This window comes from Hydrogenovibrio sp. 3SP14C1 (assembly GCF_029625905.1).
GTDB lineage: Bacteria > Pseudomonadota > Gammaproteobacteria > Thiomicrospirales > Thiomicrospiraceae > Hydrogenovibrio.
The window spans coordinates 1-22,983 of the sequence record NZ_JARTLM010000013.1 but is presented as its reverse complement, the minus strand read 5'-3'; the positions used below and the strand labels follow the sequence as shown (position 1 = coordinate 22,983).

Annotated in this window: 21 protein-coding genes; 6 read left to right on the top strand and 15 right to left on the bottom strand. The window is 39.1% G+C overall.

All coding sequences use genetic code 11. From position 1 onward, the window contains the following. Position 1 precedes the first annotated feature (1 nt). From P8629_RS10745 to P8629_RS10735, 3 genes are all read right to left on the bottom strand, one after another. Positions 2-1,711, bottom strand: coding sequence for a hypothetical protein (locus tag P8629_RS10745; RefSeq protein WP_278166134.1), 1,710 nt, complete (start codon positions 1,709-1,711; stop codon positions 2-4). Between the two features lie 117 nt (positions 1,712-1,828). Next, positions 1,829-3,721 (bottom strand): alkaline phosphatase PhoX, encoded by a 1,893-nt coding sequence (locus P8629_RS10740; protein WP_278166133.1) that lies wholly within the window; start codon positions 3,719-3,721, stop codon positions 1,829-1,831. 180 nt (positions 3,722-3,901) lie between these two features. Then, positions 3,902-4,498 carry a tRNA-uridine aminocarboxypropyltransferase gene (locus tag P8629_RS10735; RefSeq protein ID WP_278166132.1) on the bottom strand — a complete coding sequence of 199 codons (597 nt, stop codon included), beginning with the start codon at positions 4,496-4,498 and terminating at the stop codon, positions 3,902-3,904. A gap of 43 nt (positions 4,499-4,541) precedes the next feature. Here P8629_RS10735 and P8629_RS10730 point away from each other — a divergent pair, with 43 nt between their 5' ends. After that, positions 4,542-5,006: a GNAT family N-acetyltransferase gene (locus P8629_RS10730; protein ID WP_278166131.1), complete on the top strand. Its 465-nt coding sequence runs from the start codon at positions 4,542-4,544 to the stop codon at positions 5,004-5,006. Here P8629_RS10730 and P8629_RS10725 read toward each other — a convergent pair. The 3 genes from P8629_RS10725 to P8629_RS10715 form a co-directional block, all read right to left on the bottom strand. Then, positions 4,993-5,994, bottom strand: coding sequence for a diguanylate cyclase (locus P8629_RS10725; protein ID WP_278166130.1), 1,002 nt, complete (start codon positions 5,992-5,994; stop codon positions 4,993-4,995). The two genes, P8629_RS10730 and P8629_RS10725, sit on opposite strands and share 14 nt — an antisense overlap. After that, positions 5,991-7,184, bottom strand: coding sequence for an EAL and HDOD domain-containing protein (locus P8629_RS10720; RefSeq protein WP_278166129.1), 1,194 nt, complete (start codon positions 7,182-7,184; stop codon positions 5,991-5,993). The genes P8629_RS10725 and P8629_RS10720 overlap by 4 nt, the downstream gene beginning before the upstream one ends. 134 nt (positions 7,185-7,318) lie before the next feature. Continuing rightward, a complete protein-coding gene (locus P8629_RS10715; protein ID WP_278166128.1) occupies positions 7,319-8,671 on the bottom strand; it encodes a Y-family DNA polymerase in 1,353 nt (450 codons plus the stop codon). Between the two features lie 97 nt (positions 8,672-8,768). Here P8629_RS10715 and P8629_RS10710 point away from each other — a divergent pair, with 97 nt between their 5' ends. Continuing rightward, a complete protein-coding gene (locus P8629_RS10710) occupies positions 8,769-9,389 on the top strand; it encodes a LexA family protein (protein WP_278166127.1) in 621 nt (206 codons plus the stop codon). Between the two features lie 51 nt (positions 9,390-9,440). On the opposite strand, the gene P8629_RS10705 is transcribed toward P8629_RS10710, so the two are convergent. After that, on the bottom strand, positions 9,441-9,680 hold the full coding sequence (locus P8629_RS10705) for a (2Fe-2S)-binding protein (protein WP_278166126.1): 240 nt from the start codon (positions 9,678-9,680) through the stop codon (positions 9,441-9,443). Between the two features lie 27 nt (positions 9,681-9,707). After that, entirely contained in the window at positions 9,708-10,550 is an 843-nt protein-coding gene (locus tag P8629_RS10700) for an MYG1 family protein (protein WP_278166125.1), read from the bottom strand. Positions 10,551-10,730: 180 nt separating this feature from the next. Here P8629_RS10700 and P8629_RS10695 point away from each other — a divergent pair, with 180 nt between their 5' ends. Then, positions 10,731-11,651 carry a histone deacetylase family protein gene (locus tag P8629_RS10695; RefSeq protein ID WP_278166124.1) on the top strand — a complete coding sequence of 307 codons (921 nt, stop codon included), beginning with the start codon at positions 10,731-10,733 and terminating at the stop codon, positions 11,649-11,651. A 431-nt stretch (positions 11,652-12,082) separates the two neighbouring features. Here P8629_RS10695 and P8629_RS10690 read toward each other — a convergent pair whose 3' ends face one another. From P8629_RS10690 to P8629_RS10670, 5 genes are all read right to left on the bottom strand, one after another. Beyond that, positions 12,083-13,435 (bottom strand): HEPN domain-containing protein, encoded by a 1,353-nt coding sequence (locus P8629_RS10690; protein ID WP_278166123.1) that lies wholly within the window; start codon positions 13,433-13,435, stop codon positions 12,083-12,085. A 60-nt stretch (positions 13,436-13,495) separates the two neighbouring features. Continuing rightward, positions 13,496-14,311, bottom strand: a complete 816-nt coding sequence (locus tag P8629_RS10685) for a S1 family peptidase (protein WP_278166122.1) — start codon at positions 14,309-14,311, stop codon at positions 13,496-13,498. A gap of 31 nt (positions 14,312-14,342) precedes the next feature. Then, positions 14,343-15,230 carry a hypothetical protein gene (locus P8629_RS10680; RefSeq protein WP_278166121.1) on the bottom strand — a complete coding sequence of 296 codons (888 nt, stop codon included), beginning with the start codon at positions 15,228-15,230 and terminating at the stop codon, positions 14,343-14,345. A gap of 307 nt (positions 15,231-15,537) precedes the next feature. Continuing rightward, positions 15,538-16,395 carry a nucleotidyl transferase AbiEii/AbiGii toxin family protein gene (locus tag P8629_RS10675; RefSeq protein ID WP_278166120.1) on the bottom strand — a complete coding sequence of 286 codons (858 nt, stop codon included), beginning with the start codon at positions 16,393-16,395 and terminating at the stop codon, positions 15,538-15,540. Further along, the gene (locus P8629_RS10670) at positions 16,376-17,395 is read right to left on the bottom strand and encodes a type IV toxin-antitoxin system AbiEi family antitoxin (protein WP_278166119.1); all 1,020 of its coding nucleotides are present in this window, start codon (positions 17,393-17,395) and stop codon (positions 16,376-16,378) included. Before P8629_RS10670 ends, P8629_RS10675 begins: the two co-directional genes overlap by 20 nt. Positions 17,396-17,829: 434 nt before the next feature. On the opposite strand from P8629_RS10670, the gene P8629_RS10665 reads away from it, so the two are divergent. Both P8629_RS10665 and P8629_RS10660 read left to right on the top strand, forming a co-directional pair. Then, complete coding sequence (locus P8629_RS10665; RefSeq protein ID WP_278166118.1) at positions 17,830-18,888, top strand: lipase family protein; 1,059 nt, start codon at positions 17,830-17,832, stop codon at positions 18,886-18,888. Positions 18,889-19,047: 159 nt separating this feature from the next. Continuing rightward, positions 19,048-19,998 carry a ComEC/Rec2 family competence protein gene (locus tag P8629_RS10660; RefSeq protein WP_278166117.1) on the top strand — a complete coding sequence of 317 codons (951 nt, stop codon included), beginning with the start codon at positions 19,048-19,050 and terminating at the stop codon, positions 19,996-19,998. Between the two features lie 115 nt (positions 19,999-20,113). Here P8629_RS10660 and P8629_RS10655 read toward each other — a convergent pair whose 3' ends face one another. Then, positions 20,114-20,566 (bottom strand): hypothetical protein, encoded by a 453-nt coding sequence (locus tag P8629_RS10655; protein WP_278166116.1) that lies wholly within the window; start codon positions 20,564-20,566, stop codon positions 20,114-20,116. Positions 20,567-20,654: 88 nt separating this feature from the next. Between P8629_RS10655 and P8629_RS10650 the strand changes: the two genes are divergently transcribed. After that, complete coding sequence (locus P8629_RS10650; RefSeq protein WP_278166115.1) at positions 20,655-21,722, top strand: ComEC/Rec2 family competence protein; 1,068 nt, start codon at positions 20,655-20,657, stop codon at positions 21,720-21,722. Positions 21,723-22,128: 406 nt separating this feature from the next. On the opposite strand, the gene P8629_RS10645 is transcribed toward P8629_RS10650, so the two are convergent. Then, positions 22,129-22,767, bottom strand: coding sequence for a hypothetical protein (locus P8629_RS10645; RefSeq protein ID WP_278166114.1), 639 nt, complete (start codon positions 22,765-22,767; stop codon positions 22,129-22,131). Between the last annotated feature and the right edge of the window lie 216 nt (positions 22,768-22,983).

Here is a 22,983-nt window from a genome sequence, read left to right as displayed (position 1 = left end):
TTCAATGCGGTTTGATAATCGGAGCTTCCACCCCAGTTGTCTCTCCATCCGGGATAACGTCCCAAACGGTGTCATTTAAAGGGAGCACATGTGGCTCCCGTCCATAAATATAACTTTGCTCTTCCACTATCACCTTGTAAGCTTTGTTTAGCATTAACGCCCTTTCTATGGAAGGCTCTAATAAATGCGCTATATTATGGTGAAGCTTTTCTACCTCAGCTGGTTTCAAAATTCCTTGGGAATTAAAGAATTTACCCTTTACTTCCTCATTATTTCGGAACTCATTTCCAGAATGGTTTTCAAGAAGATATTGCGTATATTCCCAACGACCATCTTCCCATTGTGGTTCTTTTAGGCCTGAAAGTCCTTTTTGGGACCAGTGAAACCAACCCGCTTGAAAATTAGAACTCTCTAACTTTCGGGCAAAGGCAAAGCTACTGTCTGTTGTCACGCCCAACCCGGAATGACACCCTATGCAAGTTATGCTTTCTTCATAGCTTTGTGGACGCAATCGCCCTGTTTCATCTTCAATAAAGCCTTGATAAACCCACCCTAAACCATTGATAACACCCGTTTCAGAATTTCCCGTGATGCTTCTTAGTCTGTCTGGAAACTGATCGCCTTCAATTACTTCTCCCATTGCCGCGCTGTTCAATTGAGAATAATTATTCCAGCTTTGCTTATAACTGTAACGAAGCTCTTTAACCCTTGGCGCTAATTCAATTTTTTGATCGGAATTCACATTTAAATACCGTACCGTATGCAGAAACTCCGTGCCTTCAGGATACAAACCTGCGGCAAGGTGAATGCGGCCTTTTTTCTGCAGCTGCTTCCCCTTCCCAACATAAGACATATATTCGCCTTTGGTGGGCGCCCATCGGTAAACCACTTGCTTTGCCATATCCAAAACGCCATTTCGGTTCAAGTCCACTTGGTAGACAGATTCATCTGTTATTGGAATTGCGATATTTTTTCGCATAATCATAGCTTCAACAATGGCTAAATTCAAACGATAAACAATACGAGAATAAAGGCCCGCTTCCGTTTGGCGCAGACTTTCAGGTAATCGAATCAAAACATCATCAGCACTGCCATTGGTTGGCCAAAATGTTCCTAAAAATGGACTGTAGGCAAACGCTCTCCACCCACTGTCATGCCCTTCTGGTGTCACATCAAACCCTTCCGAATCAAAATTAAAAAAACAATCCGGCACATAACCATCCCAGCGTTTGTTTTGATTTACATCCCACTCTGCAGGGACTTTTTTCTCTAGAAAAGCTAAACGAATATGACCCTCAGCATCAAAATAATTCGAGGATCGGACATACTTCAACATATCCTCATCCGAAATTGCTTTAACAGCCGTTGAGCGATCTTTAAAAAGATTGCGCCAACGATTAATACGGCTGTAGGTTCTAAAGTCATAAGCCATTTGAAAAGCAGAATCATCAATATAATTAGGTTCTTTCCCAACCGTATGGCAACTAAAGCAAGGATTATGGACTTGCCCTCTCTTGCTTTGCGTTTTGGTATAACACTGAGCTGGAATATAAGCGGCTTTATTATTGTGTATTTGATTGGTTAATAAATCGATGGCCACGACCTCTGCCTGCCCAGAACTCAAGACGGACTGGCTCCCCTTTTGTGTGTTATCACAGCCCGCCAGTGCAAGCAACATCATGGCAATTAAAAAACTCGTCAAAATTTTCATTACTTCTTTTCCTTAACAAAAAGCAGCACACCAAATTTTAGTTTGGTCTGATGCTTTAAAAAAATAGGGATACAAATGTCTTTGCATCCCTAAATATAATGTTTAACCTACGGCAATTTATCTAATCGTCGTAAAATCGAAAGGCCCCATAACACCGGCTTGAGATTCTTTTTCTGCCGCCGTAGCACCCGCTTGTCCATCCATAGGATGCTGCGTTACTGCAGTCAAATAACCGAATCCATTGATGTTTTTATGCCAGAAAGGAGACGTTGTTTCGGCATCCAATGGGGTTGTTAAGATACGTGATAAAGACTTATCCTTGATGTTATAAGCCCAGATCATGTTGTTTTCATGCTTGCTCGTATCTTCACCGATCACCAAAATATCTGTACCTTCCAAGAAAGTTACATTATCAGGGTTGGAGATATTGTTAACATCACAGCTGTTTGCTGACAAAGCCGTTCCACTGTAATCCGTGGCAATACCCGCCACTTCACCAACCATATCGTAAGCAACATAATCAGAACCGATAGTACTGTTCTTAGTCACGTTTAACTCGTACACGCCACCACACTTGTTATAAGGAAGTTTAATGTCATTATTCCCACCCAAATCATAAGTGGTATTAGCCGCACCATTTTTTTCATTATTTTCCATACCGCGAGCCACTTCTGAGATCGCGACATAAAGCTTGTTATCACGTGCGTTGAACGTAATCCCTTCTTTCTTACGGAATTCGGAAGTAGCGCCTTTATAAGCGGCCATACGACGAGATTCCAAACGAGCCGCAATGGCTTCATCTGTCGCATCAACCGCTGTATCGCCGTTAACATCTTTAAGTTTTAAACACTCATTTCCGGCTGAAGTATTGATATTGATAAAGCCAGCTGTTGCACAAGACCCATCCCCTTGCGGCGCTTCTGTAGAAAAAATATCAGAGAACTTAGGTGCGTCGTTGGTTTGAACATTGCCATCTGGGTTTAGAATCGCTTTAATTGCTGCATCTGTTGAATGACCTAAACTGACCCAAGTTAAGGTAGCTCGCCCTAACCCATCGGCAGATACTTGGTTCCATTTCGCTGCATATAACGTCCCTGCAGAAAGATCTTCAGCGGTATCTGCAATAAACATAAACAAACTGCCGTTCGTGCCATCATCAGAGAGATAAACAGTTTTCTTATCCGGCATCACATAAGCCAGCTCATGCGCGAAACGCCCCATGGAATAATGCTTCGCATAATCAGCGTTTCCAGAAGCAGTGACTTTTACTTCAGGCGTCCAACCATAGTAATATGGACTCATTTTAGTGGCATCATTCCCCCAAAACTTAGCGACTTCATCATAATAAGTATTGGACGTTAAGCCTGTTACCGGGTCAGCATTCGCTTCAACCGAACGTGCATCAGGCTCATATTCTTCTGACCCCAAATGTGACTGCCAAGGTGTGATTTGCCCGGCACAATGAACATACCCACCGAAGTCGTCTTTTTGACTGATGAACTGAAGAGAGCCATCTTTTACAGATAAAGCACCTGTCTTACTGTTTTGCTTCAACTCATTCATATACATGGAACCAATCTGACATTCATATTGAGAGACCATATAAAGCTTATCGTTTTTTTGTAGAATCGAAATGTGGTCTAGTCCTGAACCAACTCCAGAGTTAGTCCCGTTACAGATATATGCCGAACCATCTGCAAAAGTAATCCCTTGATCCAGATAATCCTTAACCGCACCCCAGGTTTCGCCAGAAGAATCCAGTTCACCCGTTGCAAATAACTTTGTATAGCCAATGGTTTGTTTTTGACCGTTAACAACCACTTTTGAAGTGGTTTGAAGAGAGGTTTTAGTGGCGGTATCACTTGGAACAGGAATCGAAGCAAACATAACATCATTATTGTTCGACGTAAGATTGGTACCATCTTCACCTTGTAAATCGTTACAGCCAGTTAAAATAACCGATGACGCTATAACCGCTGAAATCGCTAGTGTCAATTGATTGAGTTTCATTTCTTTAGCCCTTAAATTAAAAAAATTTATACCTTGAATTGGTGGCTAAATTGTAGGGAAGAAAATAATGAAAAAAATGTCAGCTTTTTGTAACTTTAGAGACAGGAAAGTAACAGTTTCATAACAGTTTTATGTAATCTAAAAAACCAAAAAATGACAAGACAAATGGTCTGAATAAAGTTAACTTGGTTGAAACTGTTTTTGCTGACGAATCAATGCGGTCATGACTTGGTCTAAGTTATCACCAAAATCAAACTGAGGATCAAGTTCAATCAACAATTGTTTAATGGCTTCTAACGTAGAAAAGCTTTGAGCATTTTTTTGTTTTCGAATCGAATAAACAGACGGCTTGTTTGGATGAATCTGAATTCTGGGTAAGGCAGCTAACTCAGGATTCAAAAAAAGCATTTTTCTCGTTTTACGCCAGGTACCATCCAGTACTAAAACACGAACAGACTTTAACGGCAGGGTTCGTGCTACGTCAGAAGCACTCAATACGTCAGGCGCGTCGGTGCCTTCTTCGGGGGGATACAGTAAAAACGTTTGTTTGGCATCATCCAAATAAGGCGATAACTGTTCTCTGGAAAAACGTTCCCCCACCAAAATTTGAGAGCCTTGCAAACATCGGTGTGTTAAGAACGCTGTGCCTTTAACTTGATTCTGTTCCAAAGGATGCTGCAAGAAGATAATTTCAACGGACGGTTCAAACGCGGTCACAGCGTGACACAAGCAAAGCGATTTTAGGCGTAGACAATCCGGGCATTTTTCTCTGGGCATGGTTAAATGTCGCCTCATTCAATCAACACGTTATAATAGCAACATGATGCAGCCACCGCTAACCATTTCTTCAAGCGCACTCAAAACGCTTCATATTGAAAAAGCTAAAGAGACCACGTTTCTATTAGGGAATCACTTTCTTAAACAGCACAAACAAGTTCAAGCCGGAAAGAACGATTGGTTATATGTCGCACAAATAGATAAGCAGAAAATAGTCGGGGCTTTTCGGCTCGATGTTCAGCCAACGTATTTTTGGATTAGAAACTTATTTGTTGACCCTAACTACCGTCATCATGGTATTGGAACAAAACTGATTCAATACGCTCTTAATGAGACTGAACAGACGCCTTATTTTTGTTTTAATACGCCTTTATTAATGCCTTTTTATCAATCATTAGGGTTTGAATGTCTGTCACCAGATGAATTACCCGAAACATTAAGAACACGTTTATTAGGTTATCAAGAAAATGGTAAAAATTTAATCGCGATGCGCTTTAAAACATCGTAATTTTAAAACTGTTTTTGGAATGGTTTTTAATCGACAGTAAATTTTTATCGGCCTCTTTAAATAAGTCTGAATAATCCGAGAGGGTAATTGCGCCTCCCATGCTCACGCTCACGTCCAAAGAGTTCAGTCGATCATCATTAATAATAGATTCCTGAATACGCTTTGCCACCATTTCGGCATCTGCCAGACTGATCCCAAATAACAGAATCATAAATTCGTCACCCCCCCAGCGAGCAACTTTATCACTCGGTCGAACACAAGAGCTTAAATGATTAGCAATGGTCTTTAACACTTCGTCTCCTGCACTATGTCCCAGCGTATCATTCACTTTTTTAAAGTTATCTAAATCAACAATGAGTGCTCCTACTGCAAGCCCATCCATTCCTTGCGCACTCATCCTACTCAGTTCTTGATCGATTAAACGACGATTACCAACCTTGGTTAACGGGTCGAGTCGATTTTCTTGGTCTTTAACATCCACTTGCTTTCTAAGTGCTTTACGGTGTCGCTCCAATGTCAACTCATGTACGCCAGTAATAAATACCAACCCTAAACTGGCAAAATAAAAACGACTCGACAGCACAGTGTCTGTCATCCCCCATTTATCAAGCAGCCATACCAGTAAAACCAACAAGCATGCGAAAAAAACGCCCGACGCAGCGCCTAGAACTTGAATGGTCGCCACCAAAATGGGAAACACCCAAAAATATCCTGTGTGATTATGGCCGCCATATACCACTAAAAAAATCACAAACATTGTATTGACCACTAACATGGCGGCCTTGCCAAAAAAGGTTAACCCCTTCTTAAAAAGATAAATGCCAAACAGAAAAATCGCCAGCGCGAATACGCTTAATACTGAAAAAATAGGCCATTCTTGATTAAATGTGGCAACGGCAGCAAAAACTGCAACCGTTAAAAAATAGACTGGAATTAAAAAAATGAATCGATAATCTGTTTTAAAAAAGACCCCTTTAATACTCGTCACATAACCTCCTGAGTATCATTGCTTTCTTTTAAAGATTTGATATAAAGATACCGATACGCTTCTTCCAAATCATCCGAATCAGATCTTTCAAAGGATTTCACCATTTTCAGAAACCGGCCGTAATCACCCTCTTCTTTTAGAATACCTTGAATAATGGCGTCATTTAACGCCAATCCAACCAGCAATTCTTCCATTGATTTTTTAAGAATGACATCTAATAATGAGAACATTCCTGTTAAATAGTAAGATTCTGGATTGGATAATTTTTCATGCTGAGCACACAATCGCATGAAAATAGCACGCGTTCTCGCGATATTAAACACCTCAGGCACGACATCATCCGATAAGCTCAAAGAAATCATACTCGCCCATGACTGAACGCGTTTTAACCCAAACAAGACCAAAACTTGCCTTAATGTATCAAACTCCGGCATTTTGGGCGTGCGATGTTGTACGGCAAGTTTCACCAGCTTATGCATCAATCCGACATCCTTGGAAACAATCTTTTCCAACTGATCCAATGAAATATCCGGTTCTGAAAGATTTTGCAACAGTTCAAACAAATGAAGCTTAGAAACTGAAAGCTGTTGCCCGGTGACAATCTCAGGCCTAGCAAAATAATACCCTTGAAAATAATCACATCCTGCTTCCAGACAGATTTGATGGACTTCTTGCGTTTCAACTCTTTCGATTAAAATTTTGGTACGAGCGCTGGCCACGCCTCGAATCTTTTGAACCAACAAAGGAATTTTGTTGGGATTTACATTCTCAATATCCAGCTTGATAATATCTGCCAACCGGATAAAAGGGATAAACTCTTTTTTAAAAACAAAATCATCCAGCGCAATAGGAAAACCTTTTTGTTTTAAACGACGAATCCCCTCTAAGGTGGTTTCTGTTACAGGTACGGTTTCCAGCACTTCACACACAATACGATTGGAAGAAAAACAAGGGTCAACATCAGGCTCAAAAAACGACTCTGAAAAATTGATAAACGCTTTCGCACTGCCCACCAAATCACTTAACTCCAGCCCCATCATTGAGTTATGAATAACCGTCGCCGTCGCCTCATGGTCATCTTCAAACACTGCGGCATTGGGATGAAACCCATCTCTAAAAAGAAGTTCATATCCATAGACTTGATTTGATCGATCAAAAATTGGCTGTCGGCCAATAAAAAGCGTTTCCATTTAACAAACCTGATTCATGCTCTCGAACAAAAGTGGGTTAGAACGTTCTGAGATGGTTAATTATGCTTAGTTTTGATTCTATAACAAAAATAATAATTTAGGGAATAAAAAACCATAAAAATTCAATGTAATCATCATCGTACTGTTAACAGCTCATCCCAACGCGTAGTATACCGTTTTGACATTTTGGATCGTTTCATCTGCCAGGCCTGGTCATTTTTATGCCCTTCCGCGGCTAACTGAACCGTGCCTTTTCCCATGCGATGATTCAATGAATCCATCACCTGCATTAACCGATCTGACTTCTGGTTGGCAGAATATTGCGGATTCGGTGCAAAGCAGTCAATCTGCACCGCTCCTTTTTCCGTCACCCCGGACAACGTCACCCCGGCTTTCTGATAAGCGCAACCTGAACGCCAAATCGATCTTAGGGCACGCTTTGCGAGTTTAATCAGTAACACAGAACTGTCTGACGGATAAATCAAAGGCAAAGTCTGCGCATTCTGATAATAACGTTCCCGGTTTTGAAATGGGCTGGTTCGTATCGACACAGAGACAAACTGACACACTTTCTGTTGAGCGCGTAACTTTTCTGCTGCACGCACAATATAAGTCGAAACCGCCTGCTCCATTTCAAAATAATCCATTACTGGCTTTCCAAAAGAACGCGAGGAAATGATTTGTCGATCCGAGGTCGCAAGCTGCCCTAACGACAAACATGACTCCCCTCTTAACTCCCGAACGATACGTTCTGCCGTAATAGAATACCGCTTACGAATCAGCTTAAGATCACTCATCTTTAAATCATAGGCCGTGAGAACGCCCTGCGCTTCCAGTTTGGCAGATAAAGCTTTACCTATGCCCCAAACATCACGAATCGCAACTTTTTTGAGCAATCCATTCAAACTACTTTCCGATAACACCGTTAAATCGAGCACCTCTTGGTACGCGGTTTGTTTTTTAGCCAAATGGTTTGCCAGTTTTGCCAGGGTTCGAGACGAGCCGAATCCAACCGCCACTGGCAAGCCTAACGACTGCATCACCGTACGCTTCATCTCTTGACCATACGACGTAAAGTCCGATAACGACATGCCCGACAAATCCAGAAAACTTTCATCAATGGAATAGATCTCTTGCTGGATGGCAAAGCCCGATAAAATCGAATGCATTCGGCTACTCATATCCGCATACAACTCATAGTTAGAACTGAACACCACGGCATGAATCTGATCCAAATACCGTTTCACCTTAAAGTACGGTTGAAACATAATACTTTCCGGGCGCGCAGCATGATACCCACCAGGCCCGAATTGCGTTTTTTGCTGTTTCAAAAGCCTATCAATTTCTTTCGCCTTGGCATTGGCCGCCACCACACAGCCGTCATTATTCGACAATACCACCGCAGGCTTATTTTTAAGCGCAGGTTCAAACGCCATTTGGCAAGAGACATAAAAACTGTTGCCATCCACCAGTGCAAAAACCGCCATAATTTTTCATATCCCTAAAAGTTTTTTGAATTCTGTTACAAAAATTATAGTCTATCTTTTATAATTCCTGTAACAGAATTCAAAAAGAAACGTATTTATGACAGAAAAAAACATAACGGCCGGTGGTGCCAGAAAAGGTGCGGGGCGTAAGAAAGGGTCCGGAAAATTTGGCGAAGAAACCAAAGTGATCCGGGTTCCAGAATCGAAAGTAACCATTGTGAAACACTGGCTGTCTGAACAAGCAGAAGCCGAACAGCAACAAAAAGACTTGCAAGAAGCACAAGCGTTAGCCGGTGACAAACTACACATTCAACTGCCCGACTCCAGTGAAAAAGTGTTGATTCCCCTGCACAGCCATAAGGTAGTGGCGGGCTTTCCAAGCCCCGCCGACGATTATGTGGAAACCCGTTTGGATTTAAACGACAAACTCATTCAAAACAAACAAGCGACTTTCCTGTTGACCGTACAAGGAGACTCGATGAAAAAAGCGGGAATTCATGATGGGGATATTTTAGTGGTGGATAGAAGTTTAACCCCGCAAGACGGTAAGATCGTCATCGCGGCTTTGGATGGAGAACTCACAGTGAAAACGCTCTCCATTAAATCAACTGGCACTTGGCTGGTGCCCGAAAATGATAATTACCCGCCTATTCCCGTCAGAGAAGAATCGGACATCGTTATTTGGGGCGTGGTGACCGCCACCATCAAACAATTCTAACAACGCGCTCTTGATAAACATCCATTAAAAAACAGCCAGGCCTGGGCGTTTTTAAGAGTCTGAAGCAGCTGACTCGGGTACCAAGCATTCCAACAAGCGACAGACTTGTCGTTTACAACAACCATTGCCATCCGAGGCATACGTTTTGCGCTGAATCTCCTCAAGCGTAAAAGCGCCTTCGGCAATGGCATTAATAATCACCCTCTTCGGCACTTCATTACAAACGCATAAGTTATCATCCAAATCTTTTTTAAGGATCTCAGGCAATTTATCTAACGGGTTCTCTATCATAATAGATTTTAAATAATGCTTAAAATATCAATGACTTTTCGCCATTTCTAAAGCACTTTCAAAGCTTCTACATACCGACATAAAACCTGATTTATGACAAAAAACCGCATCGTCTAATCCGGTGACCTCTTTCAACTCATCTTCTCTTAAACCGCGGAATCGTTCTGGCAAATGATTTTCCTTACCATTACAAAACACACCATAGCCTTCATTGCCTTTCGGGTACACCACACGGGTAATTTCAGGATGAGATCGAATAAAGTCTTTAAAAGGTAAGTTTTCGGCCAACACCAAAATGCCTTCATCCACATTTTTAGCGCATGCTTCCAGCTCAACCACCACTTCCGCTTCTTTGATTGCCGCTTTAATGAAGTTATTCAAAATACCATTGGTGAACGCAATCGCGGCTTGAAACGCTGCCACTTGTTGTTCGACATCATCCGTCGAAGACGCATTCATCATCCCAACCAACATTGACACGGATGGACGCGGGTCTTCCGTAAACATACCATTGTCGACCGCATCAATATCGCTGATAATTTTTTTATCTACCCACTCCAAAGCAAACTGCGTTTCATATTTACCTTCCAAGCCTTTCGCTGCCAAAATCTTCGCACCAAAGTGTTCCCACACTAACCCCGCCGTGGCATAAGGTGTGCCATCTTCACGGGTACGGGTAAAGCTGTTTTGATGATGATCAAAGCGCAATCTTTCTGGGTCGTACTCACCTCCCACATCCAACACCATTTCGGCTTGGTCTATCACTTCCTGATCTCGTGATCGTACAATCTCCTTGTCTTCGATCATCAAGATCATCGCAATGGCAAAGACTTCATCCGCATGAAAACGGCCGGAATGGGTAACGAGCATAAGACTTCCTTATTTGGGTCAGCAAATTAATTTTAAAAAACTTAGTGTGCGTTATGTTAGCGCATTTCACCCTATTATGGGCACTAAAGCACTGAATAGAACTCGATTGTTTTCACTTTATTTATTGGTAAGATAGCCTTACAACCTATTAACTGAGTTCCTCAACGAAACGGCTGACACATGTTTTTATACTTAAGTTCACCGCATTGCCAACAACACAGTAACGGCTGGGGGCATCCAGAAAATGCACAGCGTGTTGTTCAAATAGGACAAGCCTTAAGCGAAGCGGACCTATTAAACAATGCGCTTCAAAAAACCATCCAACCGACCACAGAGGAAGATGTTTTACGGGTGCATTCCCCCACTTTCTGGGAAACCTTAAAAAAGCATCTCCCTGAAAGCGGTTTTGTAAAGATTGATGATGACACCTCTCTGAGTCCAGGCAGTTTAGAGTCGGCTTTGACAGCAAGTGGTGCCGTCTTAACCGCCGTGGATGCCATTATGAATCAAGAGGCAAACCAGGCTTTTTGTAATATTCGCCCACCGGGGCACCATGCAGAAAGAAACCGCCCGATGGGATTTTGCCTCATCAACCACATTGCCATCGGCGCGGCTTATGCGCTCGAAAAATATTCACTAGAACGCATCGCCATTGTCGATTTCGACGTGCATCACGGTAATGGCACAGAAGACTATGTTGCAAGAGAACATAGAGTCGCTTACGTTTCCAGCTTTGAAGAAAACATCTTCCCTTTCACCAACCCCGTTTCTGATTTAAACAATATGCTCAAACTCCCTCTAAAATCACACAGTGACGGACACGCCTTTTTAAAAGCATGGCATGATTCCGGGTTCGACTTTGTCAGACAATTCAAACCGCAACTCATTTTCATCTCAGCCGGATTTGATGCCCACAAACAAGACCCTCTCGCCAATCTCAACCTTACAGAGCAAGACTTCTACAATTGGACCCAACAACTCATGCAGCTCGCTCATGAAGTGTGTGAAGGAAAAGTGATTTCAGTATTAGAAGGCGGATATGACTTAAAAGCCCTAGCAGAATCCGCTACAGCCCATGTTAAAGCCTTGCAGGCCCTCTAAAAATAGCCAGGCCTGGACAGATTTGAGTGAATGAAATCACCCGCTACATCTATAGATTTCAGGCAATAAAAAAGCCAGACTTCATTCACTCGTAAGTGTTTGAAAAATCTGGCTTTAGAATGTGGTAGCGGGGGCTGGATTTGAACCAACGACCTTCGGGTTATGAGTCAATATTTATAACATTTTCAACAGCTTAACAACACTCTCAACAACCCGAATGCACGATACCACTACTTTATACAACTTAAAAAATTAACATCCTTTGAAACAATAAAGTTGTCTAAAAAATTAGTGTCGATTGAGACTTCGATGAACGGGAATGCCTTATTAAATTCTTCCCATGCCTTCTCCGTATCAATCATTTTTCTTCCCTGTGCCTAACGCCGCGCTCTGCGGAAAATTTGTCCGACAGCAGCGTTTTGTTAGCTCTATTAACCCAACTTGTGGTCATCTATTGCCTCCAAAAATTCACTTTTATTGGTGAATGATTGGCTTACACCAAGCAGCTTGATATAAAAAATCCATACATGCAGCAAGAATTCAGATAGACCTTCTAACTCACCTGATGTATGTCCATGATGTAAATACCTAGAACGCAGCCCATATACAGACTTCACAGCCTTAACTATAGACTTACGCTCAGGTAGCTCTTGTGACGTAAAAATTGCTAATCTTTCAGCTAAGTTCTGCTGAATTGGCTCATTTTCATTTTTAAGAAGAGTGCTTTCTAAGGCCGACAATATATAAACCAGCTTCTCTAGAGGCTCTGCTGTGAAAGCCGCTTTTGAATACAATGTGGAAGTGTTAAGGATTAAAGATTCGAACTCTGTAGGCTTCTCCTTAACAGCGATATCGGATAGAATCCCCAGTCCGCATTTAGCATATTCTTCGATATCATTTTCTGATATGTGCCAACTCCTCATAGAGGCTTGATCTAGTATTCCATGTGTGACACTAAAACTATTTGACTCAAAAATAGAAATCGTTGTTGATTGAGCCAAATTTTCTGTACCTTTAATTTTACATATACACTTTATATCAGGCATTAACATTGCACCTGAATAAATGCCAATAAAACTGGTAATTCTTTGAGCGGTCATGATTGCTAAGTCATTGGCAAAATTTGGCTCACACGCCATCCTAACTTCGACAGCTGCATACCCTTGATAGTCTTTACGGAATTTTTGGAAAAATGCATCAGCATTATTTTTTTGTTCTTCGTCGTCTATTGATGCACCCGTAGCAGCTATTTCATCAACTAATGATTTTGTAATATTGCATATTACAATCCCGCAAAATGAAAATGGCCGTTGAACAACCATATTGGCAATGGGGACATAAACAGTAACAGGTTTAACAGCATCCTTTGCCTCTTCAATTAGTGCAGACATGAATGGTTTTTCTTGAACATTTTTGATATATGAGTTTTTTAGCCATTTAAAAATGACCTCCTCAATAAACTCACGGCTAAGTCTGTCTCTAAACGCTGGCAATCTCTGTATCTTCTCAGCTAAATCTACTAATGATTTGTGAGATTCATTTTCTAAGCCATAGCGGACTCCTTTACTAATAAAGAATCTTGCAACTGTATTGCCACGATAGTCACTGGCCTTTTCTTGCAAATCACCAATAATATCTTTGTCTGTAATGGTTGCGCCTACATGTACCTCAGTTTCAAATTTTGAAACAGATTTTCCTTGATTCGGAATAGCTTCAATTTTTTTAATCAGAGAACATACTTTTGAATTAAAGTTTTCTTCTGCTGACGGATGTATTTCAAACATAATTAGTATTCACATTTATGAGAGCTAACGTCGGCTGAATCACTTTGTTCGGCTCTTTCATCAAAATATCCCTTCAAACGCGAGGAGCTGTTCTGCCTTTATAATAATGCCCAAATTGTTTGGGATTCCCGCAACAGCTACGGCCTTCTGCTGTGTCGGCACGAGCACCACCTTTACCTCGCCTTCAACTGTGTGTTGAGGTCCCGCATATAGCACGCCGAGGAGCTTAATCCTAGTTGACCCCATGAACGTGCCTTTGCGTGTTTGGTAACTTCCTACATCGAACAACATGACAGGGGACCCGCTGGAACCGGGAAAACATGCGGCATCTATCAAAAACTCCTTATTGCCGTTCCAATCGTACTTGTAATCCGTAGCAAGCACCCCTCTGCGAAATATCGGCAGGTTGTTCTTGCGATCCCATAGTCCGTTTGGATAGCCGACCATCGTGATGTTTTCGAGGCCAATCATGTCCTCGATTTCTGATTTAGAGAGAAGATATTCTTTGTCAATGGTTACAAAGAAAAACTTCTGATCTCTCTGTTCGGCCTCCCTTAAGAGTGTGGCAATTGGCATCGCACAAAGATCAATATCCGGATCAGGATGGGGGATCCACCGCTGTTCGAATGAGTCAAGCTCAAAAGCTTGACATGTGCCCACGGAAGGCCCGCCGGTAGCATCTTGCAATGTGAGGAGGAATCTACCCTTAGTTGCTCCGGACACTACATGTTTGTTTGTTATGATGACAGGTACATGTTGATCCCCGTTCTTGTCGAGGCTGTAGAAGAACCCGGTCCCTGTACCAATTCCGCCCCGCACGTCGCACTCAATGCGCACCGTGCTATGGCGAAGTTGTTCTACTGGGCTTAGTGCCATTACTCTCCCTCCTTTACGCCGAACGTCTAAATCAGTCGCGCATTTTTTGCGTCGACTGTATTTTCTTGTTCGGCTCTGGTATTACTACAGATATTTTGCTTGAATCCAGTTTGATTTTAATGCCCTCTTCACCACCAACCTTCACAAATGTAATCTTACCAATCCCATCGTATAGTACTTCTACATTACTGATAGAACATACTTTCTCATTACATGTTGCCATGTGTGCATCTTTGATGGACTCAGATCTTAAAATTTCATTAATAGCTAAGCCTGTGTCTTTTTCTACTAGCAAGATTACTTCTGGCTCATATATTCCCATTTTTGACATCGTATTTTTGATGGAACTATCTAAAACTTTGCCAAAAATTAATGGTGACATGACTATGAATAAAGTGAAAACAATATTGATACTAAAAGTCTCTCGTTCTCTAGGAACAACTTCCTCAGCAGGTATTGGCTGTATTAGCAAATACAAGTACCCCATAAAAAATACTGAGATATAAATATAGAAACCCTTCTCGATATCGACAGCCAATACCATTAGAAGTATTGCATTACAAACAATACCACCAACAATAACAGGAAACTTTGCACCAGCTTGATCAGGAACTCTCGGTAACGATACACTAACGATTTTACCTAGAATCCAATTTATAGGGACTCTAAATATTGTCAAAAGGCCAATTGCCGCGCCAAATAAGACCAAAGTTAATATTATGTAGTAAAAACCGAAGGTAATAATGACCCAAAGAAAGAATAGGCCGTCTCCCACAGTTAGTCCAACTGGATAGAAACCAACGCTATGACTATATACAACTACGATAATTGCACCTAAAACTATGCCGATAATTGATGCAAGCTTAAGTACCTGTCCTAGTGCTTCACAAATTTCAGCTATATTCTTAATTTTTTTCATGCACAAAATATCCTTTAATGTACTTCGCCTAACGAATAAATTAAGCCGCTGCGCGTTATCGTAGTCGGCTTGAGTGTTTGTTAGGCACGCTCAAAATCATTTTATAATATTAGGTGCAACTACATTTTGTTGTAATCCATGAAGCTCATCGGCTATTTCTGAAATACTATTTTTTAGTTGTACGAGCTCAGTAGTATTTAATCCCGGTGAGGATAACACTTGGATTTTTAGAAACTATTTTAATAATTTCAACAACTTAAAATAATTCTTATAAAAACCTGCAAGTGTCTAATAAATTAGGGGAGGTTCAGTTAGCACTCAATGCCTCTATGAAAACTTTAAACTCAGAACCATCATAATCGACTTCTTGCATATTGAAAGTCATTTCACGTAATAGTAAGTCCAATTTTTCAGGTTTCAAAAATAAGGCTTCCTGTAAGAAATCAAAGGTCTCCTTTTTAATCAACTTCGCAGCATCCCGCCCGAGTATTCTTGCAGAAGCTCTATCTAAATCCCAGTCTTGCAACTCCATATCTCCTTCATCGTACATCCGATCAAAAATAAAAGGAATCTTGCAATAGGAAATCATCAAATAGCGTATATCTTGAGCATCCTTTTCACGAATTAATGGCTCTCGTTCAAGCCACGAAATTAGTTTTAGGAATGACATTGCCGCAGGAGATGCCACTTGAATCATAAAACTTGAAGAGTCATCACCTATTTGAACCGTAAAAGCATGATCAAAAGCTTCATCAAACCCCAATACAGACATTTCAACCGATTCATCAGGGGGCCATTGTATATTACCTACATCATCTGCCAACTCTCCAAAAGGCATAACATCAATTTCCCATGTAGTGTCTCCGTCTATTTCTAGATAGAATCTATGAGCCATTTTTTCTGATTTTCTAAATCCTTTAGCAAGCAACCCTTCAGCTAAATTTTCAAATGCTGTCCAATTCCTTACCTGTACGGCGAAATCAATATCGCGCGTACCACGTTCCAACCTAGCATTAAAACCATGCACTAAAACCAAATCACGAGCCATAGCACCTACAACCAAAACCTCTAGCTGTAACGTACTTGCAACCGCCTGAACCTCTTGATAGATACTAGCCAAGCCTTTTGGCAATTTGCCACGTAAATCAACTAAGGTATTGCTCATATAACCTCTGTGCTGTTTCTAAATTGCGCGCATAATTTGAGTTAATTAAATCCGCATACACTAATAAAGCCGGCGCTAAAGCTCGGTTTTTCTGCGCAGCCCCCTCTTTCCAGAATGTCTCTACAAACTCGATTCGAATACTATCCTCATTCTCAGTTTTGAGCTTTTTCAAACGCGCAGTTTTAATCAATTCTCCCATCATTTCTTGAGGAATAAAAACTACACCATCTTTTGCTTGTAAATAATGTGTATAAGTTTCAGCAGCAATCTCACCACCCCAAAGCGCGTCAAATTGTGCAATATCGATTGTTTTCCACCAACCTGTCGATTCCGTTGTAAAAGATCCAAGAAAATGCTTTTGCTTAAGCTTTGGGTAATACTCAACCCAGTTTTGGGTTAACCGATCTTTGTCTACTAAACTTCTGTTATTACCCTCTTTTTGAACATAGCCCTGTTGAACTAAATCCCTCAAAATACACCCTACACTACCTAAAGCCACATCGGCCTGTTCAGCAATCTCACGATAAGTTTGTTGAATTAAATTGGGATTTTGCAATAAAGCAAAAATGACCTTTAAACCTGCATACTGGAAAGCGCGATTACTTTTTACAATCGTTTGTTCTTCAGTTAGCTTATTCCCTTTTATAAAAATATAGATTGCCCCTTTCTGAATAAAGGCATTGCCAGCTGTATCGATACAAAACACACCTTCATCTCGCAATTTATCCATTAAATTAGGGTTAATATAACGAGTTACTAGAACGACTGGCTTTTTATGAACTTCTCTTGTTAACTCATAAAGAACTGCATGTAAGTTTTGATTAGTAATAGAGGTCTTTACAAACAATCTAAAAGTCTCACCTTTCATAACTGCCATGGCATCAGTACCATTGAGCTGATAATGTATAGGAAGCTTTAACTCAACCCCCATGGTTGTCTGCTGCTGAAAAGACTCTATTGCTCTTTCCAGTAGTTTCATTTCATTAATAGATTTTTTCATAAGATCAAATACCCAAAAAACAATTCTTGTTCAAAATAATACCATGTTCATAAAAAATGAACAATACAAAAAAATGAACAATATTATAAGACCTGCTAATTACTATTAGATAAAGAGCATATCAAATAATCTGAATCACGATTTTTGACTTGATAGAACCCCTTGATGCTTAAATCATCAGCTCAGAGAGTTGTTAACTATAATTCAAAAGCACGTTTGGCCATTCTTTTAGAGTATTTTTAAAATAACCAATTATTGTAAATACATTTCTTGCCTAAAACAGCAGGATTGGCGACACTGTTAGTGTATTGATAGATCATCGCCCTTCTGGATACCATATTGAAAACAAGAAAATATTCTAAAACATAGATAACTAACATATAAAATATAGTATTGAAAATAATTAAAAATACGAAGTTTAACTAAGGAATAATATGTCAAATATCTTAGCCGACTCAATCAATGAAATTAATGAAATTGAAGATTTGCTTAGTAAGGAAATGCCAACCTACCGACAAGCGTATAGTGATAGAACAGCATGGATCATGTCCTGCATTTCAGAACTTTCATACATTAAATTTAATGAACTATTTCCTGGAAAAGCTAAAGAGTACTTTATTCAAAAATTATCCGATTTAATTGATGATGACAAAAAATCTTCCTTATTTAAATTAATTGAGTTAGTCGATTATGATCCTCAGAAAGAAAAACAAAAGCTAGAGGAAAATACGGCTTTTTTAGGAATGCATCTTGTTGAGACTTTTGATAATAATGGAACTCAAGCAATACTACTTGAAAATGACACCTCCCTTTTTTTAGGGTTTAGAGGAACTGAACCAACAAGTATTAAAGACATTAAATCAGATACTAAAGCAACTACTATTGCATGCGAGTCTGGTGGAAAAATTCACTCTGGGTTTAGTGAAGCATTCAACCAAATAGCTATAGAAGTTCAGCAGACATTAAATAAAGAACAGTTTTCTAAAAAACCTTTATTTATAACTGGGCATAGCTTAGGAGGCGCTTTAGCTACCATTGCAGCTAAGAAAATAACACATAACGGCGGTATAGCAGCTTGTTATACTTTTGGCTCTCCAAGAGCTGGAGATATTGATTGGTTTACTAATATCAAAACTCCAATTTATAGATTGGTAAATGCTGCAGACCCTGTAACTATGCTACCTCCCGGGAGCGAAACTATTGGCCTATTTGCATGGGGATCAAAGTTTATCCCATATTTTGGTAAATCAATAAGAGGTTGGTTATTATCAAAGTTTAACGGTTATTATCATGGTGGAAACATGAGATATCTGACCAACTGCACTAAGCAAGATTACAGTCAAACCAAACTGCTATACTCTGTCAGTTTCTTTTTTAGAATAAAAGCATTCATAGTCAAAAAAATGCCGTGGAAAAAAGTATTAGCTGATCACTCGATTAGCATTTACAGAAAGAAACTTAGGATTATTGCTTGTGCTAGACAAAACCTCTAAAGCTAGACCTTTGGTTAGTTTTTTAAAATTTATTAACGAGGGCAAGACTTGAGTTAATATTTTTTAGATTAATAGTTTTTTCCTATCATTATTACAATAATTTATCGGCAATTATTCTTAAGTCATACGACTAAACTTTCAACTAGATATAAGGCTTCAATGACAATAAAAAACAAACCAACTCGTTTTAGAGCTTATAAACTAGACAGTGCAGGATCATCATTTTCCTATTTTAATGGCTCTACATTTACTCTTATAGAGGCTCGTTACAATGAATCTAACAAAAAAAGCATTCAACAAGAGCTAGAGCTATGTAAAGTAGATACAATCCATAACTTGCACATAACGTCCTGGGATATAGATCATTGCTCACCAAAACAGCTTGAAAAGATACTTACAGATTTTAATCCAAACAAAATCGAATACCCTGGCTATACACCCCACACTGATTGTGGAAAAGAGAGTCTTAATATAATTCAAAAATATGAAACAAGAAGGAAGCAAAATAGTAAGGTTATCTGTGTAACACCTAAATATATATCAAGTTTGGATAATGCAACGAATTACGGATATCGAGATATACTACACCACCCTACATTCATTGATAACGAGGGACCTTCAAACAATAATTCGACTGTAAAGCATTTTAGATCTGGATCATTCAATGTGCTGAGCCTTGGAGATATTGAATGCACTAATATTGCTTCAGGTCTACGTAGACTACGGACAATTAATAAGGAAACCGATGTAATGATTCTTGCTCACCACGGCGCTAACAATGGATTCACTACATCAGCTTTTATTAAAAAAGTTCGACCTACAGTTGCAATTGCTAGTGCAGACTACGCAAATCAATTCAAGCATCCAAAACAAGAAATACGAGACCTCTTGCATAAACAAAACATAAAACTATTTACGACAAAAACAGGAGATATTGTTATCTTCTCTACTGGCAAGCATGACGGGAACTACACATTATTAAACCTAAAATCTGGTAGCACTGAAGTGTCAAGTAAACATCACTTTTACGCACGAAAATCGGACTTTCTTAAAAACAACAATGATACAATTAGAGCAAAAATTAAGCGGCGAAACCTTGGGCCAAAATAATAATTATCAACCACTTAATTAAAAGCTAGCCTATTGCGGGCAACTTAAAACATTTCTACTTTTCATTTGTTATGAACATCTATATTTAAATTTTTTGCACCTTGAACACTTAATTCTATTTTTCATCTTTTGATACATTTGATTTTTTTATGCCAAACGCAGCTTCTGCTATTGCTTCAAGTTTTTTTATAAAATTATCTACATTCAAACCAGCTACAAAGGATAACGCTAGAAAACCATAGTTACTTGGGTTGGAAACTTCTGTAGCTTCTAGCACTATCAATCCTGCCTTTAAAAAAATGTAACTTATAAAACCTGCCATTACGCTAACTATCGGTCTAATGTAGTACCAGACTTCCCAGTGTTCTGACCACTGATTTTTAACACAACGATTCAAGTATACCGCTCTTAAGCAATATAAAACCCCTCCAATCCCACCTGTTAAACCACAGTATAAAAGCAATTTATAAGGCATTAACCAACTTGGAAGAGCTTCTTTACCCAGAAATATGTAGCCATAGGTTATTAAAAACAAAAATAGTAATAAGTAAAAAATAATTTTCTTCATGAAATCACCTTAGCTATACTGGTAAAAAAGCTACATTGTAGTTTTAGGATAAATTCTAATTTAATTAATAAGCTTCAGGGAATTATATATGGTTGATTATTTTGAAATCGATTTTCTTCCAGTTGGTGAAAAAACTAGTGGCGATGCAATTGCAATTAGATATCAAAAAGATAGAAATATCTATATCCATGTGGTTGATGGCGGTTATCAAAAAAACGGCGAAGAACTTATAGAACACATTAACGAGTATTATGACAATCCAACCTTTATCGATCATGTTGTTGCAACTCATAATGATCAAGATCATACCTGTGGTTTAAAAGAAGTACTTAATACATATGAGGTAGGTTGTTTATGGATTCATCGGCCTTGGGAATATGCAGATGAACTCGTACATCGATTCAAACGTTTTAAAAATGTGGATAATTTAGCAAAAAGATTAAAAGATATATACTGTAATTTAGCCGCACTGGAAGAAATAGCGATTGAAAAAAACATCCCCATACAAGAGCCATTCCAGGGAGAATCTATTGGTCATTTTAAAGTAATGGCGCCATCAAAAGAGCTTTTTCTACAATTAGTGGAAGAATCAGAAAAAACACCAGCACTTGTAGATAAGACTGAATCAATATTTACTACTTTTATATCAGAAATAGTTAATTATGTTAAATCTTCCTGGGGCCAGGAAAACTTTTCTAACGAGAATACTAGTGCAGAAAATGAAATGAGTGTAGTCCAATATGCTTATTTAAATTCACAAAAAATACTGTTAACTGGTGACTCTGGTAGAAGAGGATTGACTGAAACTATTGGTTATTCTCCAATGGCTGGTTTGTCATTACCAGGCATACATAAACTTCAAGTGCCGCATCATGGTTCTAGAAGAAATTTATCTAGTGACCTGCTAGACCAGATAGTTGGTTCCAGACTTAAAACAGCGCCCGATGAAGATGATTACACATTCTCTGCAGTCATTAGCGCAGGAAAAGAGGATAAAAAGCATCCAAGAAATGTGGTGACTAGGGCAATGCATCACAGAGGTGGAAAACCATTATCTACTAAAGGAAATACATTGCGAGTATCAAAAAATGCTCCTAAAAGAGACAATTGGTCTTCTGCAACGCATCTAGAATACCCTGATGACCAAGAAGAATAGAGAAGCATTGTTTCCCAAAATCATTTTCGAAATCATTCCTGATATTCTAAGCATGATTAGAGAGATTCGTAGCATTCAAAACAATTCCGCAATATTTAATAGTATCGTTTTGCTATCATGGCATCTGAATCGCCACTAATTCAGTAGACACTTCTTAGCAATTCAAAATTGTCAAAAATGAAGTGTTAAATGAGGAGGAAACACTTCTCTGAAGTCTTAAAGCAAAGATAAAAAAGGAGAATCAAAATTCTCCTTAAAAATCAATTCTCTCACTTTTATTCCTATTTAAATCCATACAACACTACCTAAAACTACATGCCTTCGGACCATGAGTAAACATTTATAACAATATCAAAATATTTATTACAGTACTCACTGTTCAGAATCGCTTTATTCTTCTTAGTCTTTAACTATTAACGGGTATATCTTTATAGATCTTATACACACCATATAAGAAAACATAGCCAATAAGTGCCATCGCTAATTCACCAATTTTTATTGATTGCGGCTTCACCTGATTAATTTCCAGAATAATTTTGACGACATCAATAAATAAATATTGCCCAGAATACCAACTAATAGCCATAACGAAGAAAGTCAAAGCTAAAATGCTTCCAAAAATTATAGCTAATGTATACGATAACGTTGGAGCAGTTTCATTTGAATTAAATACCGAAAACATCAAAAACAATGCTGAAAATACTGCATACAGCCAAGAAATTTCAGAATAACCACCATTTGTACCAAATAAAACTGTAGATAAAACTGAAAATACTGGTAAAAAATACACAAATTTACTTTCAGCAACCATTATAGATAAATTCGCAAAGAATAAACTCATAAACAAAACAGAGTAATAGATAATCGCAACTCCAATAATGTCTAATAGCGCACTTACCTCATTGCCTAAATGGAAATCTACTAATGGTATCTGATAATTATGACTTACATTGATAATATAAAAATAACAAATAAATGGTAAAGCAAAGCTCAATTGAAAAAAATTACTTTTAGTTATTTCTTCAGGGATCAGTTCTTTTATCATTCACATCCTATGTTTTGTAAAAATCTTTAAATTAAAACTCAGTATATCCTATCTTAATGGATCATACATTCAACTCGTAAGTGCAACGTTCTTATTCCAAAACACCTCATTAGGTGTTTTGTATCCTAAACACTTTCTGGGACGGTTGTTGAGTTGTTCAACAACCGTATCTATTTCCAACTGAGAGACCTTATCAAAACTGGTTCGTTTCGGAAA